Annotated in this window: 17 protein-coding genes; 7 read left to right on the forward strand and 10 right to left on the reverse strand. The window is 72.8% G+C overall.

Annotation, left to right across the window (positions count from 1 at the left end; genetic code table 11):
- Window positions 1-160 precede the first annotated feature (160 nt).
- A complete protein-coding gene (locus GA0070616_RS00855) occupies window positions 161-1,099 on the reverse strand; it encodes a nucleotide-binding protein (RefSeq protein WP_091074880.1) in 939 nt (312 codons plus the stop codon).
- A 153-nt stretch (window positions 1,100-1,252) separates the two neighbouring features.
- On the opposite strand from GA0070616_RS00855, the gene GA0070616_RS00860 reads away from it, so the two are divergent.
- Genes GA0070616_RS00860 through GA0070616_RS00870 form a run of 3 tightly spaced genes read left to right on the forward strand, consistent with a single transcriptional unit; the run spans window position 1,253 to window position 3,089 of the window.
- Complete coding sequence (locus GA0070616_RS00860; protein WP_091074882.1) at window positions 1,253-1,966, forward strand: hypothetical protein; 714 nt, start codon at window positions 1,253-1,255, stop codon at window positions 1,964-1,966.
- Window positions 1,966-2,601, forward strand: a complete 636-nt coding sequence (locus GA0070616_RS00865) for a DUF6529 family protein (protein ID WP_091074884.1) — start codon at window positions 1,966-1,968, stop codon at window positions 2,599-2,601. The genes GA0070616_RS00860 and GA0070616_RS00865 overlap by 1 nt, the downstream gene beginning before the upstream one ends.
- Before the next feature lie 20 nt (window positions 2,602-2,621).
- Entirely contained in the window at window positions 2,622-3,089 is a 468-nt protein-coding gene (locus GA0070616_RS00870; protein ID WP_091074886.1) for a Rieske (2Fe-2S) protein, read from the forward strand.
- A 182-nt stretch (window positions 3,090-3,271) separates the two neighbouring features.
- On the opposite strand, the gene GA0070616_RS00875 is transcribed toward GA0070616_RS00870, so the two are convergent.
- Window positions 3,272-5,251 carry a cellulase family glycosylhydrolase gene (locus tag GA0070616_RS00875; protein ID WP_091074888.1) on the reverse strand — a complete coding sequence of 660 codons (1,980 nt, stop codon included), beginning with the start codon at window positions 5,249-5,251 and terminating at the stop codon, window positions 3,272-3,274.
- A gap of 251 nt (window positions 5,252-5,502) precedes the next feature.
- Here GA0070616_RS00875 and GA0070616_RS00880 point away from each other — a divergent pair, with 251 nt between their 5' ends.
- On the forward strand, window positions 5,503-5,916 hold the full coding sequence (locus GA0070616_RS00880) for a hypothetical protein (protein ID WP_091074890.1): 414 nt from the start codon (window positions 5,503-5,505) through the stop codon (window positions 5,914-5,916).
- Between the two features lie 131 nt (window positions 5,917-6,047).
- Here GA0070616_RS00880 and GA0070616_RS00885 read toward each other — a convergent pair whose 3' ends face one another.
- Window positions 6,048-6,245, reverse strand: coding sequence for a hypothetical protein (locus GA0070616_RS00885; RefSeq protein WP_139128817.1), 198 nt, complete (start codon window positions 6,243-6,245; stop codon window positions 6,048-6,050).
- Between the two features lie 249 nt (window positions 6,246-6,494).
- Window positions 6,495-7,916, reverse strand: coding sequence for a glucose-6-phosphate dehydrogenase (locus GA0070616_RS00890; protein WP_091074894.1), 1,422 nt, complete (start codon window positions 7,914-7,916; stop codon window positions 6,495-6,497).
- A 176-nt stretch (window positions 7,917-8,092) separates the two neighbouring features.
- Between GA0070616_RS00890 and pgi the strand changes: the two genes are divergently transcribed.
- Window positions 8,093-9,727, forward strand: coding sequence for a glucose-6-phosphate isomerase (gene pgi, locus GA0070616_RS00895; RefSeq protein ID WP_091074896.1), 1,635 nt, complete (start codon window positions 8,093-8,095; stop codon window positions 9,725-9,727).
- A gap of 68 nt (window positions 9,728-9,795) precedes the next feature.
- Here pgi and GA0070616_RS00900 read toward each other — a convergent pair whose 3' ends face one another.
- Genes GA0070616_RS00900 through GA0070616_RS00910 form a run of 3 tightly spaced genes read right to left on the reverse strand, consistent with a single transcriptional unit; the run spans window position 9,796 to window position 13,280 of the window.
- Window positions 9,796-12,051, reverse strand: a complete 2,256-nt coding sequence (locus tag GA0070616_RS00900) for a heavy metal translocating P-type ATPase (protein ID WP_091089590.1) — start codon at window positions 12,049-12,051, stop codon at window positions 9,796-9,798.
- A 16-nt stretch (window positions 12,052-12,067) separates the two neighbouring features.
- Window positions 12,068-13,033: a hypothetical protein gene (locus tag GA0070616_RS00905; protein ID WP_091074899.1), complete on the reverse strand. Its 966-nt coding sequence runs from the start codon at window positions 13,031-13,033 to the stop codon at window positions 12,068-12,070.
- A gap of 37 nt (window positions 13,034-13,070) precedes the next feature.
- Window positions 13,071-13,280 carry a heavy-metal-associated domain-containing protein gene (locus GA0070616_RS00910; protein WP_091074901.1) on the reverse strand — a complete coding sequence of 70 codons (210 nt, stop codon included), beginning with the start codon at window positions 13,278-13,280 and terminating at the stop codon, window positions 13,071-13,073.
- A gap of 146 nt (window positions 13,281-13,426) precedes the next feature.
- On the opposite strand from GA0070616_RS00910, the gene GA0070616_RS00915 reads away from it, so the two are divergent.
- Window positions 13,427-13,729: a metal-sensitive transcriptional regulator gene (locus GA0070616_RS00915; RefSeq protein ID WP_091074903.1), complete on the forward strand. Its 303-nt coding sequence runs from the start codon at window positions 13,427-13,429 to the stop codon at window positions 13,727-13,729.
- A gap of 127 nt (window positions 13,730-13,856) precedes the next feature.
- On the opposite strand, the gene GA0070616_RS00920 is transcribed toward GA0070616_RS00915, so the two are convergent.
- A complete protein-coding gene (locus GA0070616_RS00920; protein ID WP_091074905.1) occupies window positions 13,857-15,929 on the reverse strand; it encodes a heavy metal translocating P-type ATPase in 2,073 nt (690 codons plus the stop codon).
- A gap of 301 nt (window positions 15,930-16,230) precedes the next feature.
- Between GA0070616_RS00920 and GA0070616_RS00925 the strand changes: the two genes are divergently transcribed.
- Complete coding sequence (locus GA0070616_RS00925; RefSeq protein WP_091074907.1) at window positions 16,231-17,634, forward strand: extracellular catalytic domain type 1 short-chain-length polyhydroxyalkanoate depolymerase; 1,404 nt, start codon at window positions 16,231-16,233, stop codon at window positions 17,632-17,634.
- A 91-nt stretch (window positions 17,635-17,725) separates the two neighbouring features.
- On the opposite strand, the gene GA0070616_RS00930 is transcribed toward GA0070616_RS00925, so the two are convergent.
- Window positions 17,726-18,754 carry a LacI family DNA-binding transcriptional regulator gene (locus GA0070616_RS00930; RefSeq protein ID WP_091074909.1) on the reverse strand — a complete coding sequence of 343 codons (1,029 nt, stop codon included), beginning with the start codon at window positions 18,752-18,754 and terminating at the stop codon, window positions 17,726-17,728.
- Between the two features lie 34 nt (window positions 18,755-18,788).
- Window positions 18,789-20,291 carry an L-arabinose isomerase gene (gene araA / locus GA0070616_RS00935; RefSeq protein WP_091089594.1) on the reverse strand — a complete coding sequence of 501 codons (1,503 nt, stop codon included), beginning with the start codon at window positions 20,289-20,291 and terminating at the stop codon, window positions 18,789-18,791.
- Window positions 20,292-20,316 lie beyond the last annotated feature (25 nt).

The raw sequence follows: 20,316 nt of genomic DNA on the forward strand, positions 1-20,316 counted from the left end.
AATTACGGAAGGAAGGCCCGAACGGACGGGGAGCACCGACCGGACGCGCTCCGCGATCACCCCGACGGCCGACCCCGCCCGCTCCACCACGGTCGACCGCCCCACCCTCCGGAAAGGACGCACCCGCCGGAGGCGGCACGCCCTTTCCGGAGTGGAACCGTCAGGCGGGAACGGGAGGCAGTTGCGTGGTGACGTCGCCGTACGCGTGGCGCACCCAGCGCTGCCCGGCCAGGCGCAGGTGCAGGGTGCGCAGCAGTTCCTCGCGGCGGTGTGCCGGCATCGGCCGGGCCCTCGCGTACTCGACGATCCGCGCCAACGGGGACACGTCGTCCAGGTCGTCGGGGCGGGGGCAGGCGCCGGACTGCCGCGCCCGGCGCAGGCCGGCCTGGGTGGACAGCACCGCCAGCGGCTCGTCGGACAGTTCGCGGACGAGGTAGTCGCGGTCGAGGTCGTCGGCGACCTTGTTGCCCACGACGACGACGAGGTCGCCCACCCCGGCGGCCCGCGCCAGTTCCCGGTAGCGGCGGGCCACCGAGACGGACTCTGGGGTCGGCTCGGCGACCACCACGATGACGTCGAACTGGGCGTGCAGCGAGTTGGCGAAGGCGTCGGTGCCGGCGACCATGTCGCAGACCACCCAGTCGTCGGCCGCCAGGCGCAGGTGCGACAGCAGGTTCTCCAGGATGGCCAGGTGGCCGTGGTAACAGCCCGCGCCGATGTCCGCCGGCTCGTAGGTGCCGACGTGCAGCACGTGCGTGCGGGAATCCAGGGCCGTGGCGTGCCGGAGCAGCACCGGGTCGCTCGCGTCGAGGCTGACCAGCCCGGACCCCGGCCCGGGCGGCGTGGTGGGCACGAAGTGCTCCACCCCGGCGACGCGCGGGTTGGTGCCCAGCAGATGGCGTCGTACGGCGACGACGTTGTCCGGGTGCGACAGTGCGGCAGCCGGCGCGGCGTCGACTCCGAGCAGGGGCGCGAGGTGGACGTTGACGTCGGCGTCCACGGCGAGCACCCGCTGCCCGGTGGCCCGCAACTGCCCTACGAACAGCGCGGCGAGGGTCGACTTTCCGCTGCCACCCTTGCCGGTAAAAGCGATTCTCATTTTCAAAAGGGTAGGGTGCCGGGTTCCGTGTCCACAAGCGCGACGCGCCGTGACCACCCGATCGGGACCCCGGCGCCGCTGCGGCGAGGAAACGGCCGCCAGATTGAACGACCCGCCGCCGCCAGCCGTATCCCCCCGTGAAGGGAGTGGCCCATGAAGCGCCTGACCCCGTTGCTCACCCTCCTGTCGGGGGCCGTGACGGCTGCTGTCCTGTTCACGATGAGTGCACAGGCTGCCCCACCCGCCCCACCGGCGGCGGAGACCGGACCACCGGCCACCGCCCCGTCGACCGAGGGCCTCGGCGACGCCCCCGCCGACCCGGACCCCGCCGGGACCCGGCCCGCCGCCACGTCACCGCCGGCGTCACCCGAGGCGCGATCCGGCGGCGCGGAGGCGACCGTGGAGCAGAACTGGACCGGTCGGTTGGAGAACGGCGCCACCATCGCCATCACCGTCGCCGCCGACGGCAAGGCCGAGGCGTACGTCTGCGACGGCCGGAAGATGGAGCTCTGGCTGTCCGGCACCGTGACCGACGGCAGGATCGAACTGACCGGCAGGGACGCGAAGCTGACCGGGGCCATCAGGGGCAACAGCGCGTCCGGCGAGATGATCGTCGGGGTACGGCGGTGGAAGTTCACCGCGAAGCCGACCGGCAGCACCGCCCCGGCCGTCTACCGCGCCACCGCCGACGTGCGCGACGCCGGCGTCGACGGCGGTTGGATAGTCCTGCCCGACGGCACCCAGATCGGCATCGTCACCTGGAACGGCACGCCGGTCCCCGCACCGCCGCTGGATCCGGCGTTCTGGAGCACCGTCGTCGACGACGTCACCATCACCGCCGCGCCGGTCGTCCCCGGGGCCCGGTGATGGCGGGACACCGCAGCGGCGTCCGCACGGCCCCCCGCCGGCCGGCTCCGGAACCCGTCGTCGAGGAGCTGCGCGACCTCGACGCCCCGGCACCCGAGCCGTCCGACGGGCCCCGGGCCTCGCTGGTGGTGCCGCTGCTCGTCGGCGCGGGCGTGGCCGTCGCGCTCGGCGTCTACGGCCGCACCCACCCGCCGACCGGGATCGCGGTCAACGTGGCCGGCTTCTCGTCGCCCATGACGGTCAAGGTGTGGCTGGGCACCGGCGCGATGTTGTTCGCCGTCGTCCAGCTCCTCTCGGCGCTGGCCATGTGGGGTCGCCTCGGCGGCCTCTCGCCGACCTGGGCCGGCGCCGCCCACCGCTGGTCCGGTCGGGTGGCGTTCCTGCTGAGCGTGCCCGTCGCGGTGCACTGCCTCTACGCGCTCGGCCTCGCCGATGACGACGTGCGCACGCTCACCCACTCGGTGCTGGGCTGCCTCTTCTTCGGGGCGTTCGCGACGAAGATGCTGGCCCTGCCCAGGCGCGGGCTCGCCGGCTGGGTGCTGCCGGCAGTCGGCGGGGTCGTCTTCGCCGCCCTGGTCGGCGTCTTCCTGACCTCGTCGGTCTGGTTCTTCACCACGTTCGGCGTCCAGCTGTAGACCACGCGAAGGGCAACGGAATGAACGACGACCCGGCCGGCTGCTGCCGGTCCCGGCGGGCCATCCTGGCCGGCACCGGCGCGGCGGGCGTGACCGCGCTGCTGAGCGGCTGCCAGACCTACGGCGAGCCGGCGGCTCGGCCCGCCGCGCCCGCGGCGGCGGGCCCGGGCGACAGCGCGACGCCGACCGACGACACGCAGACCCCGGCCCTGACCACGGTGGCCGACATCCCGGTCGGCGGCGGGCGGATCTTCGCCGGGGCCGCAGTGGTGGTGACCCAACCGGTGGCGGGCACCATCAGGGCCTTCTCGGCCCGCTGCACCCACCAGGGCTGCACGGTCACCTCGGTCACCGACGGAAGCATCGTGTGTGCCTGCCACAACAGCGTCTTCGACATCGCCGACGGCTCGGTGAAGAGCGGCCCGGCGGCTTCCCCGCTGCCGGTGGCGGCCGTCGACGTCGAGGGGGACGCCATCCGGCTGGCCTGAGACCCCCGCGGGTGGTCGTACGCGGCGGGCGCGGCCCCTCCAGGCCCGGGCCGCGAGGGGTCGTCCGGGGCCGTGACCGGCTCCCGGGCGGCCCCTGCCCCGCCGGATGCCGGCGGGGCGGGGGCCGCGCTCAGGACGCGGTACGGCTCAGGACGCGGTACGCGCTCAAGACGCGGTACGGCTCAGGACGCGACGCAGCTCAGGTCGCTCGGCACACCGGAGCCGGTGCCGGTGAACCCGAAAGTGGTGCTCCCCTCGGGCGGGAGCTGCCCGTTGTGGGCCTCGTTGCGCACCGTCACCGTGGAGCCGGACGTGGTCAGCTTCCCGTTCCACAGCGAGGAGATCGCGGTGCCGGCGGGCGCGGTCCAGCTGACCGTCCAGCCGCCGGTGGCCGCCGTGCCGGTGTTGCGCACCGTCACCTCCGCCTGGAAGCCCCCCGGCCACGAGTTGAGCACCCGGTAGGTCGCGGCGCAGCCCTCGTCGCCACCACCACCGCCACCGGGCGCGAGGGTGGTGACGGTCGACGCGGGCGAGGCCGCCGACACGTTGCCCGCCGCGTCGCGGGCCCGCACCGTGAACGTGTACGACGTCTCCGCGGTGAGGTTCGTGGCGCGGAAGGTGGTGCCGGACACGGTGCCGACCACGGTCGCCGCGCCGGTGCCGGTGGCGCGCAGCACCTCGTACGAGGTGACTCCCACGTCGTCGGTCGACGCGGCCCAGTTCAGCGTGGCGGCGGTGGCGGTGACGTCGGTGGCCGCCGGGCGCCCCGGAGCCGTCGGGGCGGTGGTGTCGCCGGGCCCACCGCCGCCGGCGTAGCGCTCGGCGAGGCTGATACCGGTGGTGGAGTTGACGCCGCCCAGGCGCACCTGGTGGTCGAGGCCGACGAACCTGCCGTCGTGCTGCCACAGCACCGGCTTGAGGATCTCGTTGTACTTGGTCTCGTCCCAGGTGGTCCAGTCACCCTCGAGCAGGCCACCGGTGTCGCCGGAGTTCGGGTTCAGGCACCAGAAGGTGTGGTGGATGCCGTACTCGCCCATCATGTCGCGCAGCGCGGCCATCCACCTGTCCTGCCGCTCGTCCTGGCCGAGCCGGCCACCCCACTCGCCGACCAGCAGCGGCGCGGTGTCGTTCTCGTGGATGTAGAGCCAGTTGGGCCGCCACACGTCGTCGATCAGCGACTCCTTGTCGAAGTCACCGGTGAACCAGGGCTGCTCGAACACCAGCGGTCCGTAGTCGTGCGGAGAGTAGACAAGTTGGTCCTGGTTGGCCCCCAGGTCGACCGGGTGCTCGGCGACGCCGCGCAGGTTGCCGCCCCACCAGTTGTAGAAGTAGTTGGGACTGCGGTCCGGGTCGGTGTTCGGCGAGTCCCAGGTCTCGCCGGGGCGCGGGTAGACCTCGATCCCCTCGCACAGGATCAGCAGGTTCGGGTTGATCGCCAGGATGCGCCGCCCGGCGGTCTCGCAGGCGTACTTGAAGTTGTCCTGGTCGGTGCTGGAGTCCCACTTGGCGCGCGGCGGCTGGGTCGGGGTGCCGTGGGGCTCGTTCTTGATGTCCATCGCGATGATGGTGTCGTTGGTCCTGTAGCGGTCGGTGATCCACTCCCAGCCCTGGTAGAACAGCTCGGGGGTGATCGTGCCCTTCCACCAGACCGGGTAGACGTGGCCGGAGTTGTCGGCCTCGGCGCTGTGCACGTCGAGCATGACCTTCAGGCCGTACTTCTCACACAGTTGGAGCCAGTGGTCGAAGACCTGGAGGTTGTTCTTGCCGGCCAACTCCGGGTTGACGTAGGTGTTGACGTTCGGCACGACCGTCTGGCCGGCCTTCCACTCCAACAGCAGCTCGGTGGAGATCGGCACCCGGACGATGTTCATGCCCCGCTCGGCCATCTGCCGGGTGATCGTCTCGATGTTGGCCGACCACAGGCCGTGGAAGACCCGTTCGGAGGCGTTGAAGCCGAACCAGTTGACGCCGGTCAGCCAGACCTGGTTACCGGCGGAGTCGACGATCTGGTTGCCGTCGGTGTGCAGCCAGTCGGCCGTCGGCGCGGCGGCGGCGACCGCACCGGGCTCGGGGGCGGCGCTGGCCGCCGGCACGGCGGCGGTCAACCCCATCATGATGCCGGCCGCCGCGCCGGCGGCCAGCAGTGTCGTGCGTACGGACATGTGCGTTCCTCTGGTGGTGGAGGTGTGCGAAGGGCAGGGCGGACGAACCACCCCGTCGAAATGGGAGCGCTTCCATCGACAGACTATGACGTCCGGGTGATACACGGAAGACACATCCCCGCGTCGACCGCCTAACCCGCGCGGGGAGCAGCTGCGGAGCGAGCGATGTCACGCAACCGTCATGCGGTCGCGGTCTTTCCGCGACGTGGCGGGGAATGAGAGTAGGGACCGAACCGTGAGGAGGCCCAGCGATGCCCACTCGTCCCCGGCTGCTGGCCGTGGCGCTGGTCGCGGCGCTGTCCGCCGTCGGCTGCTCGGACGATCCCGAGCCGCAGCCCGCTCCCGAGCTGTCACGTAAGGGACCGACCAGCACGATCGCGCGGGCGGAGCTGGGCGATCGGCTGACCGTCACCGCCTCCGTCGGGGAGGTCGTCGCCGACGGGGCGTTCGTGGTGCGCGACGTGGACCTCACCAACGGCGTCCTGCTGGTGCTCACCCCCGACGTGCCACCGCAGGCCCCGCAACTGGTCACCGTGCGCGGCACCGTGGTCAGCTTCGACTACGACGACCTCACCGACCGCTACCGGCTGGGCGGGCCGGCCGCCTACCGGGACTTCGAGGGGCGGCGGGTCCTCGCCGCCGAGGACGTACAGGTCTGGCGGTGACGGGCGAAGGCCCCGCCGCCGGTGGACGCACCGGGGGCGGGGCCGCATTGCCGATCGTCAGGGCAGCCGGATGGTCTCGTGTCGGGGAAGCCGCACGGGCAGGAGTTCGACGAACCCTCGGCGGTGACGACCTACCCGGCGGGCACCGGCGAGCTCTTGCAGATCCTCGTCGTCGTCGCCGCACTGGCCGGTGCCGCGATCGCCACCGCGGCGGCACCGCCGGCGACGACGGTGGCCAGGGCGGTCGCCGCCATGCGCAGCAGCGCCAGCGGCCAACCGGCCGACGTGGGGGCCACGAGACGTCGCCACACCCGTTCCATCCGATTCATGTCGGACCCTTCCTCAGACGCGCGTCACACACAGCATCATCGCTGTGACTTTGCGCAATCATGATGGGGGTTCGCATCCCCGCCGGGCAACATCGGCGGCCATCATGAACAGAAGAAGTCGACCGGTGGGCTTCGCACACCCGCGACCTCCACCGATTCCCGGCCGCGTGGGCAACCCGACGGCAACATTCCCATCATCCGGAAACCGGGGGCGCCCCGGTGGCACACCCCCACGACGCGGATCCCGGCTCAGCCGGGCACGGGACCGATCAGCGAGTCGGCCGGGCCGCGGCTGCCGGCCGGGTACTCGGTCAACGGCACCTCGTCGGCCCGCCAGGCACCGAGCACCGGCTCCACGATCCGCCAGCACTCCTCGGCGATGTCACCGCGCACCGACAGCGTCGGGTCACCCTCGAACACCGCCCGCAGCACCTCGCCGTACGGGGGCAGGTCACCCGGGCCGAAGTCGGCGGCCAGCCGCACCTGCTCCAGCTCGAACGGGTTGCCGGGGCCGTTGATGTTCACGTCCAGGCCGAGGCGGTCCGGGCCGAAGCCGATGCGCAGGCGGTCCGGGTGCTCGTAGCCGACCAGGCCGTCGGGCACCCGGGCGGGCTGCCGGAAGGTCACGATGGCCTCCTTGCGGGTGGCGGCCATCGCCTTGCCCGAGCGCAGCCGGAACGGCACCCCCGCCCACCGCCAGGTGTCCACGGCCAGCACCACCTCGGCCAGGGTCTCCGTACCTCGGGCCGGGTCGACGCCCGGCTCCTGCGCGTACGCGGGCAGCCGCCGGCCGGCGACCTCCCCCGCCGCGTACCGGGCCCGGCGGCTCCAGGCCGCCGGATCGTCGTCCCACAGCCGGGTGGCCCGCAGCACCTGCGCCTTGCGGTCGCGCAGTTCCCGCGCGGTGAGGGTGGGTGGGGCGTCCATCGCCAGCAGGGCGAGCACCTGGAGCAGGTGGCTCTGCACCATGTCGACCATCGCGCCGGCCCCGTCGTAGTAGCCGGCCCGTGCCTCCAGGCCCAACGTCTCGTCGAAGACGATGTCGACGCAGGCGACGTGGGACGCGTTGAGCACCGGCTCGAAGATCCGGTTGGCGAACCGCAGGCCGAGGATGTTCAGCACCGTCGACTTGCCCAGGAAATGGTCGATGCGGTGCACCTGTTCCTCGGGCACCAACTCGGTGAGCAGGTCGTTGAGCGAACGCGCGGAGATGCTGTCGGTGCCGAACGGCTTCTCGAGCATCAGCCGGGTGCCGGGCGGCAGCCCGGCACGGCACAGCGCGGCGGCCGACCGCGCGGTGACCATGGGCGGCAGCGCGAAGAAGATCACCAGCTGTCCCTGGCACAGGGCGAGCAGCCTGCGCAGGTCGTCCTCCCGGGTGACGTCGGCGGACAGGTACCGGGCCTCGCGGATCAGGGCGGCCTCGCGGGGCCCGTCGGCACCGACGGTGGCGAACGAGTCGGTCACCCGCCGCTGCCACTGCCCGTCGTCCCAGTCGTCGCGTCCGCTGCCGATCAGCGTGATCTCCGGTGCCGTGCCGCTGGCCACCAGCCGGCCCAGGCCGGGCAGCAGCAGCCGGGCCGTCAGGTCACCGCTGGCACCCAGGATCAGCAGGGTCTGCCGGGCGGCGGAGGGTTCACGGTCGGGCGCGCTCGGGATCACGGTCGTCATTCCTCCACCTTGCCCTACCGTCCGGGTGGCTAAGCCGGTGACCCGGCGACCACCATCCGGTCACCTCGTCGCGTCGAAGTCGCGGGACGATCTTCGTGATGGCAGGCTGGGATCACCCGCCCGTCGGCGCACCCGCGCCGAGGCACCCCATTCCTGCGAGGGAGACGATCGACCCGATGGCTGCGGATGTCACCACCACCGCCGAGTGGCAGGCCCTGCGCACGCACGCGGACGAGATCCGCGAGACCCACCTGCGGGACCTGTTCGCCGCCGACCCGACGCGCGGCGAGCGGTTGACCGCGGAGGTGGCCGACCTCTACGTGGACTACAGCAAGAACCTGGTCACCGACGAGACGCTGCGCCTGCTGACCGCGTTGGCCGAGCGGGTCGGCCTGGCCGAGCGGGTCGCCGCGATGTTCTCCGGCGCGCACATCAACGCCACCGAGGACCGGGCGGTGCTGCACACCGCGCTGCGGCTGCCCCGGAGCGCCTCGCTGACCGTCGACGGGCAGGACGTCGTCGCCGACGTGCAGGCCGTGCTCGACCGGATGGCCGCGTTCGCCCGGCGGGTGCGCTCCGGGCAGTGGGTGGGGCACACCGGCGAGCGCATCCGCACCGTGGTCAACATCGGCATCGGCGGCTCCGACCTGGGGCCCGTGATGGCGTACGAGGCCCTGAAGGCGTTCGCCGACGGCGGTGTGAGCTGCCGGTTCGTGTCGAACATCGACCCGACGGACATCCACGGCGCCGTCGCGGACCTGGACCCGGCCAGCACGCTGTTCGTCGTGGTGTCGAAGACCTTCTCCACTCAGGAGACCCTGGCCAACGCCCGGGAGGCCCGGCGGTGGCTGGTGGCGGGCCTGGGTGGCGACGAGGCCGCCGTGGCCCGGCACTTCGTCGCCGTCAGCACCAGCGACCAGCGGGTACGCGACTTCGGCATCGACCCGGAGAACATGTTCGGCTTCTGGGACTGGGTGGGCGGCCGGTACTCGCTGCCGTCAGCCGTGGGCCTGTCGGTGATGCTGTCGGTCGGGCCGGAACGCTTCGCGGAGATGCTGGCCGGCTACCACGCCGTCGACGAGCACTTCCGCACCGCGCCGCTGGAGCGCAACGTGCCGGTGCTGATGGGCCTGCTCAACGTCTGGTACACGAACTTCCTGGGCGCGCAGACCCACGCGGTGCTGCCGTACTCGCAGTACCTGCACCGGTTCCCGGCGTACCTGCAACAGCTGACCATGGAGAGCAACGGCAAGTCGGTGACGGTGGACGGCACCCCGGTGTCGTACGACACCGGGGAGATCTTCTGGGGCGAGCCCGGCACCAACGGCCAGCACGCCTTCTACCAGCTGATCCACCAGGGCACCCGGCTGGTGCCGGCGGACTTCATCGCGTTCAGCGAGCCGAACCACGACATCGGCGACATGCACGACCTGTTCATGTCGAACTTCTTCGCCCAGACCGCCGCGCTGGCGTTCGGGCGCACCGCCGAACAGGTGGCGGCCGAGGGCACCCCGGCGGAGCTGGTGCCGCACAAGGTCATGGCGGGCAACCATCCGACGACCTCGATCGTCGCCGACAGGCTCACCCCGGCCACGTTCGGGCAGCTCGTCGCCCTGTACGAGCACATCGTGCTCACCGAGGGCGTGATCTGGAACATCAACCCGTTCGACCAGTGGGGGGTGGAGCTGGGCAAGGTGATGGCCAACCAGCTCGCCCCGCTGCTCACCGGGCAGGACGCGGAGTTCGCCGACGTGGACTCGTCCACCGCGACCCTGATCCGCCGCTACCGCCGCCACCGCGGACGGCACTGACGCCCACCCGCACCGGTGGCGGTCCGGTGACCGAGTAGGGTCACCGGACCGCCACCGGCCGGCGCGGCTCAGGCCGCGGGGCGGAAGCCGCGCAGGCGCAGGCTGTTGGCCACCACGAAGACCGAGGAGAAGGCCATCGCCGCGCCCGCGATCATCGGGTTGAGCAGCCCGGCGGCGGCCAGCGGCAGGGCGGCCACGTTGTAGGCGAACGCCCAGAACAGGTTGCCCTTGATGATCCGCAGCGTGCGGCGGGACAGCCGGATGGCGTCCACGGCGGCGGTCAGGTCACCCCGGACCAGGGTCAGGTCCGAGGCCTCGATCGCCGCGTCCGTGCCGGTGCCCATCGCCAGGCCCAGGTCGGCCTGGGCGAGCGCGGCGGCGTCGTTGACGCCGTCGCCGACCATCGCGACGACCTTTCCCTCGCCCTGCAGTCGCGTGACGACGTCCACCTTGTCGGCGGGCAGCACCTCGGCGATCACCTCCTCGATGCCGACCTCGGCGGCGACCGCCCGCGCGACGGTGGTGTTGTCGCCGGTGAGCAGGACCGGGGTCAGACCCAGGCCACGCAGTCCGGCCACCGCGGCCCGGCTGGTCGGCTTCACCCGGTCGGCCACCGCGAACACCCCACGGGCCCGGCCGTCCCAGGCGGCCAGCACCGCCGTCCGCCCCGCGGCCTGCGCGTCGGCGGCGGCTCGGGCCACCTCGGCGGGCACCTCGACACCGCGCTCGGTGAGCAGGCGCGGCCGGCCCACGGTGACCTCACGGCCGGCCACGACGCCGGTGACGCCGAGGCCCTCGACGTTGGCGAACCCGGTCACCGACGGCAGCGGACCGGCCTCGGCGGCACCGGCGGCGACCGCCCGGGCGATGGGATGCTCGGAGGCGGCCTCCAGCGCCCCGGCCAGCCGCAGCAGCTCGGCGGCGTCCTCGCCGGCGGCGGGGACGACGTCGACCAGGGTCATGGTGCCGGTGGTGACCGTGCCGGTCTTGTCCAGCACGACGGTGTCGACGGTGCGGGTGCTCTCCAGCATCTCGGGGCCCTTGATGAGGATGCCGAGCTGGGCGCCCCGGCCGGTGCCGACGAGCAGGGCGGTCGGGGTGGCCAGCCCGAGGGCGCAGGGGCAGGCGATGATCAGCACCGCCACGGCGGCGGTGAACGCGGCGGTCGGCCCGCCGCCGTTGCCGAGCCAGAAGCCGAGGGTGGCGACGGCGAGGGCGATCACGACGGGCACGAAGACCCCGGAGATCCGGTCGGCGAGGCGCTGGACGGCGGCCTTGCCGGTCTGGGCCTGCTCGACCAGCCTCGCCATCTGGGCGAGCTGGGTGTCCGCACCGACCCGGGTGGCGGTGACCACCAGCCGGCCGCCGGCGTTGACGGTCGCGCCGACGACCGGGTCACCGGGACCGACCTCGACCGGCACGGACTCGCCGGTGAGCATGCTGGCGTCGACCGCCGAGGTGCCCTCGTCGACCGTACCGTCGGTGGCGATCTTCTCGCCCGGTCGCACGACGAACCGGTCGCCGACGGTGAGCCGGTCGACGGGGATGCGCGTCTCGACGCCGTCGCGGAGCACCGCGACCTCCTTCGCGCCGAGTTCCAGCAGGGCCCGCAGGGCCGACCCGGCGGTGCGTTTCGCCCGGGCCTCGAAGTAACGGCCGGCGAGGATGAACGTGGTCACCCCGGCGGCGGCCTCCAGGTAGATGTTGCCCGCGCCGCCGCCGCGGGTGATGTCGAAGCTGAACGGGTGGGTCATCCCCGGCGTGCCGGCCGTGCCGAGGAACAGCGCCCACAGCGACCAACCGAACGCGGCGAGGGTGCCCAGCGAGACCAGGGTGTCCATGGTCGCCGCGCCGTGACGCAGGTTGACCAGGGCGGCGCGGTGGAACGGCAGGCCGCCGTAGACGACGACGGGGGCGGCCAGGGTCAGCGACAGCCACTGCCAGTAGGTGAACTGCCAGGCCGGCACCATCGCCAGCAGGACCACCGGCACGCTCAGCGCCACCGACACCCACAACCGGGTACGCAGGCCCCGCAGCTCGTCCACCGGTTCGGCGACGGCGTCGGTCGCGTCGGGGGTGGGCGGGGGTGGCAGGGCGGCGGTGTAGCCGGTCTTCTCGACGGTGGCGATCAGGTCGTCGGGGGTGACGTCGTCGGCGTACCGGACGGTGGCCTTCTCGGTGGCGTAGTTGACGGTGGCGCTCACCCCGTCGAGGCGGTTGAGTTTCTTCTCGATCCGGGCCGCGCAGGAGGCACAGGTCATCCCGCCGATCGCCAGTTCGATCTGGTTCGGTGCGACGCGCAGCGGCTTGGCGGGTGTGGTCATCTCAGGGGCTCCGGGTTCAGTCGTGGCCGTGGCCGGGCTCGCCGTGCCCGGCGGTGACCGTCGGGGCGGGCACGGCGGCGGGACCAGCCGGCGCGGCGGCCGGGGCGTCACCGACGGTCAGGGTGAACTCCGCGGTGCGGACCGTCCCGCCGTGCTGGAAGTCGAGGAACAGGCGGTACGTGCCGGAGGACGGCACCTCGGCGTGGAAGGTGACCTGCGGGCCGGGCCGGGTGCGCCCGTCGCCGGGCTCACCGTCCGGGTGCACGTGCAGGTAGGCCAGGTCGCCCTGACGCAGCGCGACGAGGTGCCCGTACGCGCCGAGGTAGGGCTCCAGGTCGGTGACCGGGACGCCGTCGCGGCTGACGGTGAGGGTGAGTCGGGAGCTGCGGCCCGGTTCGGGGGCGGCGTCGACGGTCACGGTGTACCCGTCGACGGTGGTGGTGGCCGCCGGGGCGGGCAGGGTGCGCGGGGTGAACGGGCCGGGCACCGCCACGTCCGTGCCGAGGGTCAGTGGTTCGCCACCGGTCGGGGTGAAGTCGGCGAAGGCACGCCAGCTGCCGGGCTCGCCGAGCGGCGAGGTGACGCGCCAGGTGCCGTCGGGGTCCATCTCGGGGTGTACGTGCCGGAAGCCCGACAGGTCCCGCCGGACGACGATGAGGTGCATGCGCTTGTCGTGGGCCTCGTCGAAGTCGGTGACGGGACGACCGGCTGGCCCGATGATCCGGAAGGCGAACTCACCGGCCGGCGCGGCGACGGGGGTGAGGGTGTGGCCGCGGTCGGAGACGAGCAGCCCGCCGGGAAGGTGGGCGTCCGTGTCCGTCGCGCTGGCGTCGTGGTCGGTGCCGCCGTGGCCGGCGGCCTCCTCGTGACGGGTCTCGGCGGCCGGGGCGACGGGGTCGGCGGCCTGGCCGACCCCGTACGCCGCGCCGAACACCGCCGCGAGGCCGAGCGCGAAACCGCTCAGCTTCGTCGCCGTGTTCATAGCTGCTACCTCGGTTTCTGCGGGTGGGGTGGGTCGGTCAGGCGTCGACGAGTTCGTAGCCGGCCTCGTCGACGGCGGCCCGGACGGCCGCCGGGTCCAGGGGCGCCTCGCTGGTCACGGTGACCTGTCCGCTGCCGAGGTCGACGGTGACGTCGCGCACGCCGTCGATGCCGCTAATCTCGCTGCTGACCGAGTTGACGCAGTGCCCGCAGGTCATGCCCGTCACCCGGTAGGTCGTGGTGGTCATCGCTCGCTCCTCTCGCCGTCCCGACCATATACCCCTAGGGGTAATGACGGGACGCAGGTGTCCGATTCCTCACGGCAACCATACCCGCCAGGGGTATCGCCGCGTCGACCGTACCATACCCCCGAGGGGTACGTTATCCTCGTTCCATGACCGCACCCACGCCGCCTCCGACCCGGGGTTACACCGCCACGAAGGACCAGCTGCTCGGCCGGCTGCGCCGCATCGAGGGGCAGGTCCGGGGCATCGAGAAGATGGTCGACGAGGACCGCTACTGCATCGACGTGCTCACCCAGATCTCGGCCATCCAGGCCGCCCTCGACAAGGTCGCCCTCGGCCTGCTCGACGGGCACGCCCGGCACTGCATGCACGAGGGCGCCGTCGAGGGCCGCGCCGACGAGATGGCCACCGAGATGATGGCCGCCGTCGGCCGTCTGATGAAGCGCGGCTGAGCGCGCCGCCGCCGGGGCCGACCGTCGCGCTGCGAGGCAGTCCCGGGCCCTCGACATCGTGACGGGCCGACCCGAAGCTCGCGTGGCGCCGCCGTCAGGCTGCCGGGGGTCGCGCCCCGGCACGGCGTCAGGCAGCCGGCGTGAGCCGCACCCGCCGCAGCAGTTGGGCGTTGAGCGCCACCACGATGGTGGACGCGGACATCAGCACCGCGCCCACCGCCGGGCTGAGCGTCAACCCGGCCCAGGCCAACACCCCGGCGGCGAGCGGGATCGCCACCACGTTGTAGCCGGCCGCCCAGGCCAGGTTCTGGACCATCTTGCGGTACGAGGCCTGCGACAGTCGGATCACCGCGAGGACCCCGCGCGGGTCCGAGGAGGCCAGGATCACCCCAGCGGACTCGATCGCCACGTCGGTGCCGGCACCGATGGCGAGTCCCACGTCGGCGCGGGCCAGGGCCGGGGCGTCGTTGACGCCGTCACCGACCATCGCCACGGTCAACCCCTGCGCCTGCAGGTCGGCCACCGCCCGGTCCTTGTCGGCGGGCAGCACCTCGGCGAACACCTCGTCCACCCCCGCCCGGAAGCCCAGGTCGGCGGCGACGGCCTCGGCGACCGGCCGGGCGTCCCCGGTGATCATCGCGATCTTGCGCACGCCGTGGCGACGCAGCTCGGCGACGGCCTCCCGAGCCTCGGGTCGGACCTCGTCCTCGAGAGCGAACGCCCCGATCACCGCCGGCGGCGCACCCTCGGACAGCCGGAGCAGGTGCAGCACCGCCGCACCCCGCGCCGACCAGTTCCGCTCGGCTCCCGCCAGTTCCTGCGGCACCGTGACGTCGAGGTCGCGCAGCAGGGCCGGCCCGCCGACGGCGTACGCGGTGCCGTCGACCGTCGCCTGCACCCCACGGCCGGTCAGCGAGCGGAAGTCGGTGGCCCGCGCGGGCAGTCCCCGGTCCCGGGCCACCGTCACCAGTGCCCTGGCCAGCGGGTGTTCACTGTCGGACTCGACGGCCCCGGCGACCCGCAGCACATCGTCCTCGCTCATGCCGGTCACGGCGGCGACTCCCTTGACCGTGTGCGCCCCCTTGGTCAGGGTGCCGGTCTTGTCGAACAGCACGGCGTCGACGGTACGCATCCGTTCCAGGGCGATACGGTCCTTGACCAGGATGCCGGCCCGCGCCGACAGCGCCGTGGACAACGCGATCACCAGTGGGATGGCCAGCCCCAGCGCGTGGGGGCAGGCGATCACCAGGACCGTCACGGTCCGCACCACGGACTGGTCGACGTCGCCGAGGAACCCCCAGACCACGAAGGTGAGCACGGCGGCGGCGCTGGCGACGTAGAACAGCGTCGCCGCGAACCGGTCGGCGAGCACCTGGGCCCGCCCGCTGGAGGCCTGCGCCTGCTCGACGAGCCGACCGATGCCGGCCAGCGTGGTGTCCTCGCCGACCGCGTCGACCCGGACCCGCAGGGCCGAGTCGGTGGCCACGGTGCCGGCCACCACCCTGTCCCCCACCCCCCGCGAGACCGGCCGGGACTCCCCCGTGACCATGGACTCGTCCAGTTCGGCGACGCCGTCCACCACGACCCCGTCGGCCGGTACGCGGGCGCCCGAGCGGACCAGCACCACGTCGTCGACGCGCAGCTCGGCGACCGGCACCCGCTGCACCTCACCGTCGGTGGTGACGCGCTCGGCGTCGTCGGGCAGCAGCGCGGCGAGGGCACTGAGCGCCCCCCTCGCCTGGCCGATCGCCTTCATCTCCTGCCAGTGCCCGAGGAGCATGATGGTCACCAGCGCGGCCAGCTCCCACCAGAAGTCCAGGTCGAACGCGCCGAGGCTGGTGGCCATGGAGGCGACGTACGCGACCGTGATGGCCATCGAGATCAGCAGCATCATGCCGGGGGCCCGGTCCCGGACCTCGCGGATGGCGCCCTCCAGGAACGGCCAGCCACCGTAGAGGTAGACGACCGAACCGAGGACGGGCCCGACCGCCTCGATGCCGGGGAAGTCCAGCTCGTAGCCGAACCAGTCCATCACCATGTGGCTGGTGACCACGATGGGCACGGTGAGCGCCAGGCTCAGCCAGAACTTGCGGCGGAACTGCTCGGGGTCGTGTCCGGCGTGCTTGTCGTGCCCGCCACCGTGGGGGCCGCCGCCGGGAGACTGGTGATGTGCCCCCGCGGGCGCGTGTTCGTGGGTCATGACGTCACCTCCACCCCGACCGTATACCCCCCAGGGGTATCAGATCAAGTACCCCCAGGGGGTACTTGCGTCCCACCTCTCCGACCATCATCAGCCCGCGCGGCACCCGCCGGCCGGACAACCGGCCCCGACAACCCGGTCGACGCGGCCGACACCCGGCCGGAACGACGACCGTCGGCCCTTGCCGCCGGGACGGGCGTGATAGATAATCGTCGATGTTCCTGAGCCGGAATCGGTCGGGTGCCGGGCAGCCCCGACCGGAACGACGCACCCGTCCGCGATCCTTCCGGAGGAACAGTCCATGAGACGACAGTTGAGGCTGCTGTGCGCCGCCCTGGCCACGGCGGCCCTGGCCGCGCTCGCCGCCGTGTCGGTGCCCGCCCCCGCGACGGCCGCCACGCTGACCGAGGTCACCAACTTCGGTGCCAACCCCAGCAACCTGCGCATGTACCTGTACGTGCCGGACGCCGTGGCGCCCCGACCGGGGCTGGTGGTCGCGGTGCACTACTGCACCGGAACCGGCCCGGCCATGTACTCCGGCACCCAGTTCGCCGCCCTGGCCGACCGGTACGGCTTCATCGTCGTCTACCCCTCGGTCACCCGCAGCAGCCAGTGCTTCGACGTCTCCTCCCCGCAGGCGCTGCGCCGCGGCGGCGGCAGCGACCCGGTCGGCATCACATCCATGATCGACCACGTCCGGCAGCGCTACCCGGTGGACCCGGACCGGATCTTCGCCACCGGCATCTCCTCCGGGGCGATGATGACCAACGTCCTGCTCGGTCTCTACCCCGACGTGTTCAGCGCCGGGGCCGCCTTCTCCGGCGTCCCCTTCGGGTGCTTCGCCACCACCAACGGTTCCGAGTGGAACAGCGACTGCGCCAACGGCCAACTCGTCCGCACCCCGCAGCAGTGGGGCGACCTGGTACGCAACGCCTACCCGGGCTACACCGGACCGCGCCCGCGCATGCAGACCTGGCACGGCACCGACGACGAGGTGCTGCGCTACCCGAACTTCGGCGAGCAGATCAAGCAGTGGACCAACGTGCACGGGCTGAGCCAGACGCCGACGTACACGGACACGCCGCAGGCCGGCTACACCCGCACCCGCTACGGCGGTAGCGGCGGCACCGCGCCGGTCGAGGCGATCAGCATGCAGGGGGTGCCGCACAACCTGCCGGTCGACGCCGCCCAGGCGATCCGCTTCTTCGGCCTCGACGGCACCCCGCCGCCGACCAGCCCGCCGCCCACGACACCCCCGCCGAGCACGCCCCCGCCGAGCACGCCCCCGCCCAGCACGCCGCCGCCCAGCACTCCCCCGCCAACCACGCCGCCGCCAACCACGCCGCCGCCCAGCACGCCGCCGCCCAGCACGCCGCCGCCGTCGACGGGCCAGTGCCGCGTCTCCTACACGGTCAACGCCTGGAACACCGGGCTCACCACGGCGATCACCGTCACCAACACCTCCACCAGGGCGGTCGACGGTTGGTCCCTGGCGTTCCCGCTGCCCGCCGGTCAGACCATCACCAACGGCTGGAACGCGACGTACGCACCGTCCAGCGGCGCGGTGACCGCCCGCAACCTCTCGTACAACGGCGTCATCGCACCGGGGGGCTCGGTCGGGTTCGGCTTCCAGGCCACCCACACCGGCACCACCGGCCGTCCGTCCTCGTTCACGCTCAACGGCACCGCCTGCACGATCGCCTGACCGCGCCACCCAACGCCCGCGCGGCGCCCGGCCACGATCCCCGGCCGGGCGCCTGCCCGGCGTCCACCCGAAAGACCCGGGGGCGGCGCCGTCAGCTGCGCCGTGCCGCGCTGCTGTCGCGCACCACGAGCAGCGGGTCCACCAGGGGATGCCCGGTGCGCGTCGGGCCGACCCCGTCGTCGAGCAGCTCCAGCAACGCCGCCACACACCGACGGCCGACCTCGTCGAAATCCTGGCGGACGGTGGTCAGCGGCGGGGTGAGGTACTCCGACTCCGGAATGTCGTCGAAGCCGACCACGCTGACGTCCTCGGGCACCCGCACGCCGTACTGGTGCAGGGCCCGCAGCAGGCCGAGCGCCTGGTGGTCGTTGGCGCAGAAGACCGCCGTCACGTCCCGCCGCGCCGCCAGTCGCTGCCCGATCTCGTAGCCGGCCCGCGGGCTCCAGTCCCCGGTGACGACCGACGGCACGGGCCGCCCGGCCCGCTCCAGGGCCCGGCGCCACCCGTCGGCCCGGTCCCGCGCCTCCAGCCAGTCCTGCGGGCCCGCGAGGTGCCACACCGTCTCGTGCCCCAGACCGAGCAGGTGTTCGACGGCCATGCGGGCGCCGGCCACCTGGTCGACCGAGATGCTCGGCAGTTCGCCGGTGCCGACACCGGACTCGACCACCACCGCCGGCACCCCCGTGGGCAGCCCGTGCACGGCCAGGGCCGCCGTCATCATCGGGGCGATGATGACGACCCCGGCCACCGACTGTTCGGTCAACGCGTCGATGGCGGCCGTCATCCCGACGCGGTCGATCCGCTCCAACGCCACGATGTTGATCCCGTAGCCCGCGGCGCGGGCGGCACGTTCGACGCCCAGCAGCGTGGCCGCCGGACCGTACAGGATGGTGTCGAAGCTGACCACGCCGATGACCCGGGAGCGCCGGCCGGCGAGGCCCCGGGCCATGGCGTTGGGACGGTAGTTGAGCTGGCGTGCGGCCCGCAGCACCCGCTCCCGCGTCTCGGGCCGCACGCTCGGGTGGTTGTTCAGCACCCGCGACACCGTCTGGTGCGACACGCCGGCGAGCCGGGCGACGTCGCTCATCACGGCGGCGCGGACGACCGGCGTCTGGCCCATCACAACTCCCCCGTCGCCGGTGGTGCGCCCGGCCTCAGAACCCTCGCGCCAGGCGGTAGTAGGCCTGGTTCCAGCGGATCTCCTGGGCGAGCCGGCGCGGGTTCGTGTCGGCGTCGATGACGACCAGCTCGGTGGTCACCATCTCGGCGAGATCGTGCAGCTCCTCCACCCCGACCGCCTGCGACAGGACGGTGTGGTGCGGCGCGCCCGCCGTCAGCCAGGCCTCCGCCGAGGCCGCCAGGTCCGGTCGGGGCCGCCACACCGCACGGGCCACCGGCAGCTTCGGCAGCGGCTGCGGCGGGGCGACCACGTCGATCTCGTTGGCCACCAGCCGGAACCGCTCCCCCATGTCGGCCAGGCCGAGCACCACCGCCGGACCGGGCCGGGCGTCGAAGACCAGCCGCACCGGGTCCTCCCGGCCGCCGATGGACAGCGGGTGGATCTCCACGCTCGGCGTCGCCCCGGCGATGCTGGGGCAGACCTCCAGCATGTGCGCGCCGAGGACCAGCTCCCGGCCCGGGGTCAGGTCGTAGGTGTAGTCCTCCATGAAGGAGGTTCCGCCGTCGGCACCGACGGACATCGCCTTGAGGGTGCGCACCAGCACGGACGTCTTCCAGTCACCCTCACCCCCGAAGCCGTACCCGTCGGCCATCAGCCGCTGCACCGCGATGCCCGGCAGCTGCCGGAGTCCACCGAGGTCCTCGAAGTTGGTGGTGAACGCCCGGAAGCCCCCGGCCTCCAGGAAGTCACGCAGCCCGGCCTCGATGCGGGCGGCGTAGCGCAGGCTGTCGTGCCGGTCACCGCCGGGGCGCAGCTCGGCGACCAGGCGGTAGCTGTCGTCGTACTCCTTGACCAGCTCGTCGACGCGGGAGTCCGGCGCGGCGTCCACGGCGGCGACCAGGTCGTTGACGCCGTACGTGTTGACCGAGACACCGAAGCGCAGTTCGGCCTCGACCTTGTCGCCCTCGGTCACCGCCACGTCGCGCATGTTGTCACCGAAGCGGGCCAGTCGCAGCGAACGCATCTCGGCGTACCCGAGCGCGGCCCGGGTCCACGCCCCGATCCGGGCGCTCACCCGGGGGTCGCTGACGTGGCCGGCGACGGTCTTGCGGGCCACCCCCAGGCGGGTCTGCACGAACCCGAACTCCCGGTCACCGTGGGCGGCCTGGTTGAGGTTCATGAAGTCCATGTCGATGTCGGACCAGGGCAGCGCCACGTTGGCCTGGGTGTGCAGGTGCAGCAGCGGGGTGCGCAGCGCATCCAGGCCGGAGATCCACATCTTCGCCGGGGAGAACGTGTGCATCCAGGCGATCACCCCGACCGCCCCGGAGACGGCGGCGTCGCGGCAGACGGCCAGGATCTCGGCGCTGGAGGTGAGCACCGGCTTCCAGACCACCCGGGCCGGGATGGCCGGGTCGGCGTCGAGCTGCTCGGCGATCCGCCGGGACTGCTCGGCGACCTGGTGCAGGGTCTCCGGGCCGTACAGGCCCTGGCTGCCGGTCAGGAACCAGATCTCGGCGGTTGAGGAGCGGGTCATGGTGTTGCCTTCCTGCCGGGTGGGG

This window comes from Micromonospora nigra (assembly GCF_900091585.1).
Lineage (GTDB): Bacteria > Actinomycetota > Actinomycetes > Mycobacteriales > Micromonosporaceae > Micromonospora > Micromonospora nigra.

What these genes read in the sequence shown, in the direction of transcription:
- GA0070616_RS00870 (WP_091074886.1), top strand. Translation starts at nt 2,622, where the DNA reads ATGAACGACGACCCGGCCGGCTGCTGCCGGTCCCGGCGGGCCATCCTG.
- GA0070616_RS00885 (WP_139128817.1), bottom strand. Translation starts at nt 6,245, where the DNA reads ATGAATCGGATGGAACGGGTGTGGCGACGTCTCGTGGCCCCCACGTCG.
- GA0070616_RS00900 (WP_091089590.1), bottom strand. Translation starts at nt 12,051, where the DNA reads ATGACCACACCCGCCAAGCCGCTGCGCGTCGCACCGAACCAGATCGAA.
- pgi (WP_091074896.1), top strand. Translation starts at nt 8,093, where the DNA reads ATGGCTGCGGATGTCACCACCACCGCCGAGTGGCAGGCCCTGCGCACG.
- GA0070616_RS00910 (WP_091074901.1), bottom strand. Translation starts at nt 13,280, where the DNA reads ATGACCACCACGACCTACCGGGTGACGGGCATGACCTGCGGGCACTGC.
- GA0070616_RS00855 (WP_091074880.1), bottom strand. Translation starts at nt 1,099, where the DNA reads ATGAGAATCGCTTTTACCGGCAAGGGTGGCAGCGGAAAGTCGACCCTC.
- GA0070616_RS00890 (WP_091074894.1), bottom strand. Translation starts at nt 7,916, where the DNA reads ATGACGACCGTGATCCCGAGCGCGCCCGACCGTGAACCCTCCGCCGCC.
- GA0070616_RS00920 (WP_091074905.1), bottom strand. Translation starts at nt 15,929, where the DNA reads ATGACCCACGAACACGCGCCCGCGGGGGCACATCACCAGTCTCCCGGC.
- araA (WP_091089594.1), bottom strand. Translation starts at nt 20,291, where the DNA reads ATGACCCGCTCCTCAACCGCCGAGATCTGGTTCCTGACCGGCAGCCAG.
- GA0070616_RS00915 (WP_091074903.1), top strand. Translation starts at nt 13,427, where the DNA reads ATGACCGCACCCACGCCGCCTCCGACCCGGGGTTACACCGCCACGAAG.
- GA0070616_RS00875 (WP_091074888.1), bottom strand. Translation starts at nt 5,251, where the DNA reads ATGTCCGTACGCACGACACTGCTGGCCGCCGGCGCGGCGGCCGGCATC.
- GA0070616_RS00930 (WP_091074909.1), bottom strand. Translation starts at nt 18,754, where the DNA reads ATGGGCCAGACGCCGGTCGTCCGCGCCGCCGTGATGAGCGACGTCGCC.
- GA0070616_RS00880 (WP_091074890.1), top strand. Translation starts at nt 5,503, where the DNA reads ATGCCCACTCGTCCCCGGCTGCTGGCCGTGGCGCTGGTCGCGGCGCTG.
- GA0070616_RS00865 (WP_091074884.1), top strand. Translation starts at nt 1,966, where the DNA reads ATGGCGGGACACCGCAGCGGCGTCCGCACGGCCCCCCGCCGGCCGGCT.
- GA0070616_RS00925 (WP_091074907.1), top strand. Translation starts at nt 16,231, where the DNA reads ATGAGACGACAGTTGAGGCTGCTGTGCGCCGCCCTGGCCACGGCGGCC.
- GA0070616_RS00905 (WP_091074899.1), bottom strand. Translation starts at nt 13,033, where the DNA reads ATGAACACGGCGACGAAGCTGAGCGGTTTCGCGCTCGGCCTCGCGGCG.
- GA0070616_RS00860 (WP_091074882.1), top strand. Translation starts at nt 1,253, where the DNA reads ATGAAGCGCCTGACCCCGTTGCTCACCCTCCTGTCGGGGGCCGTGACG.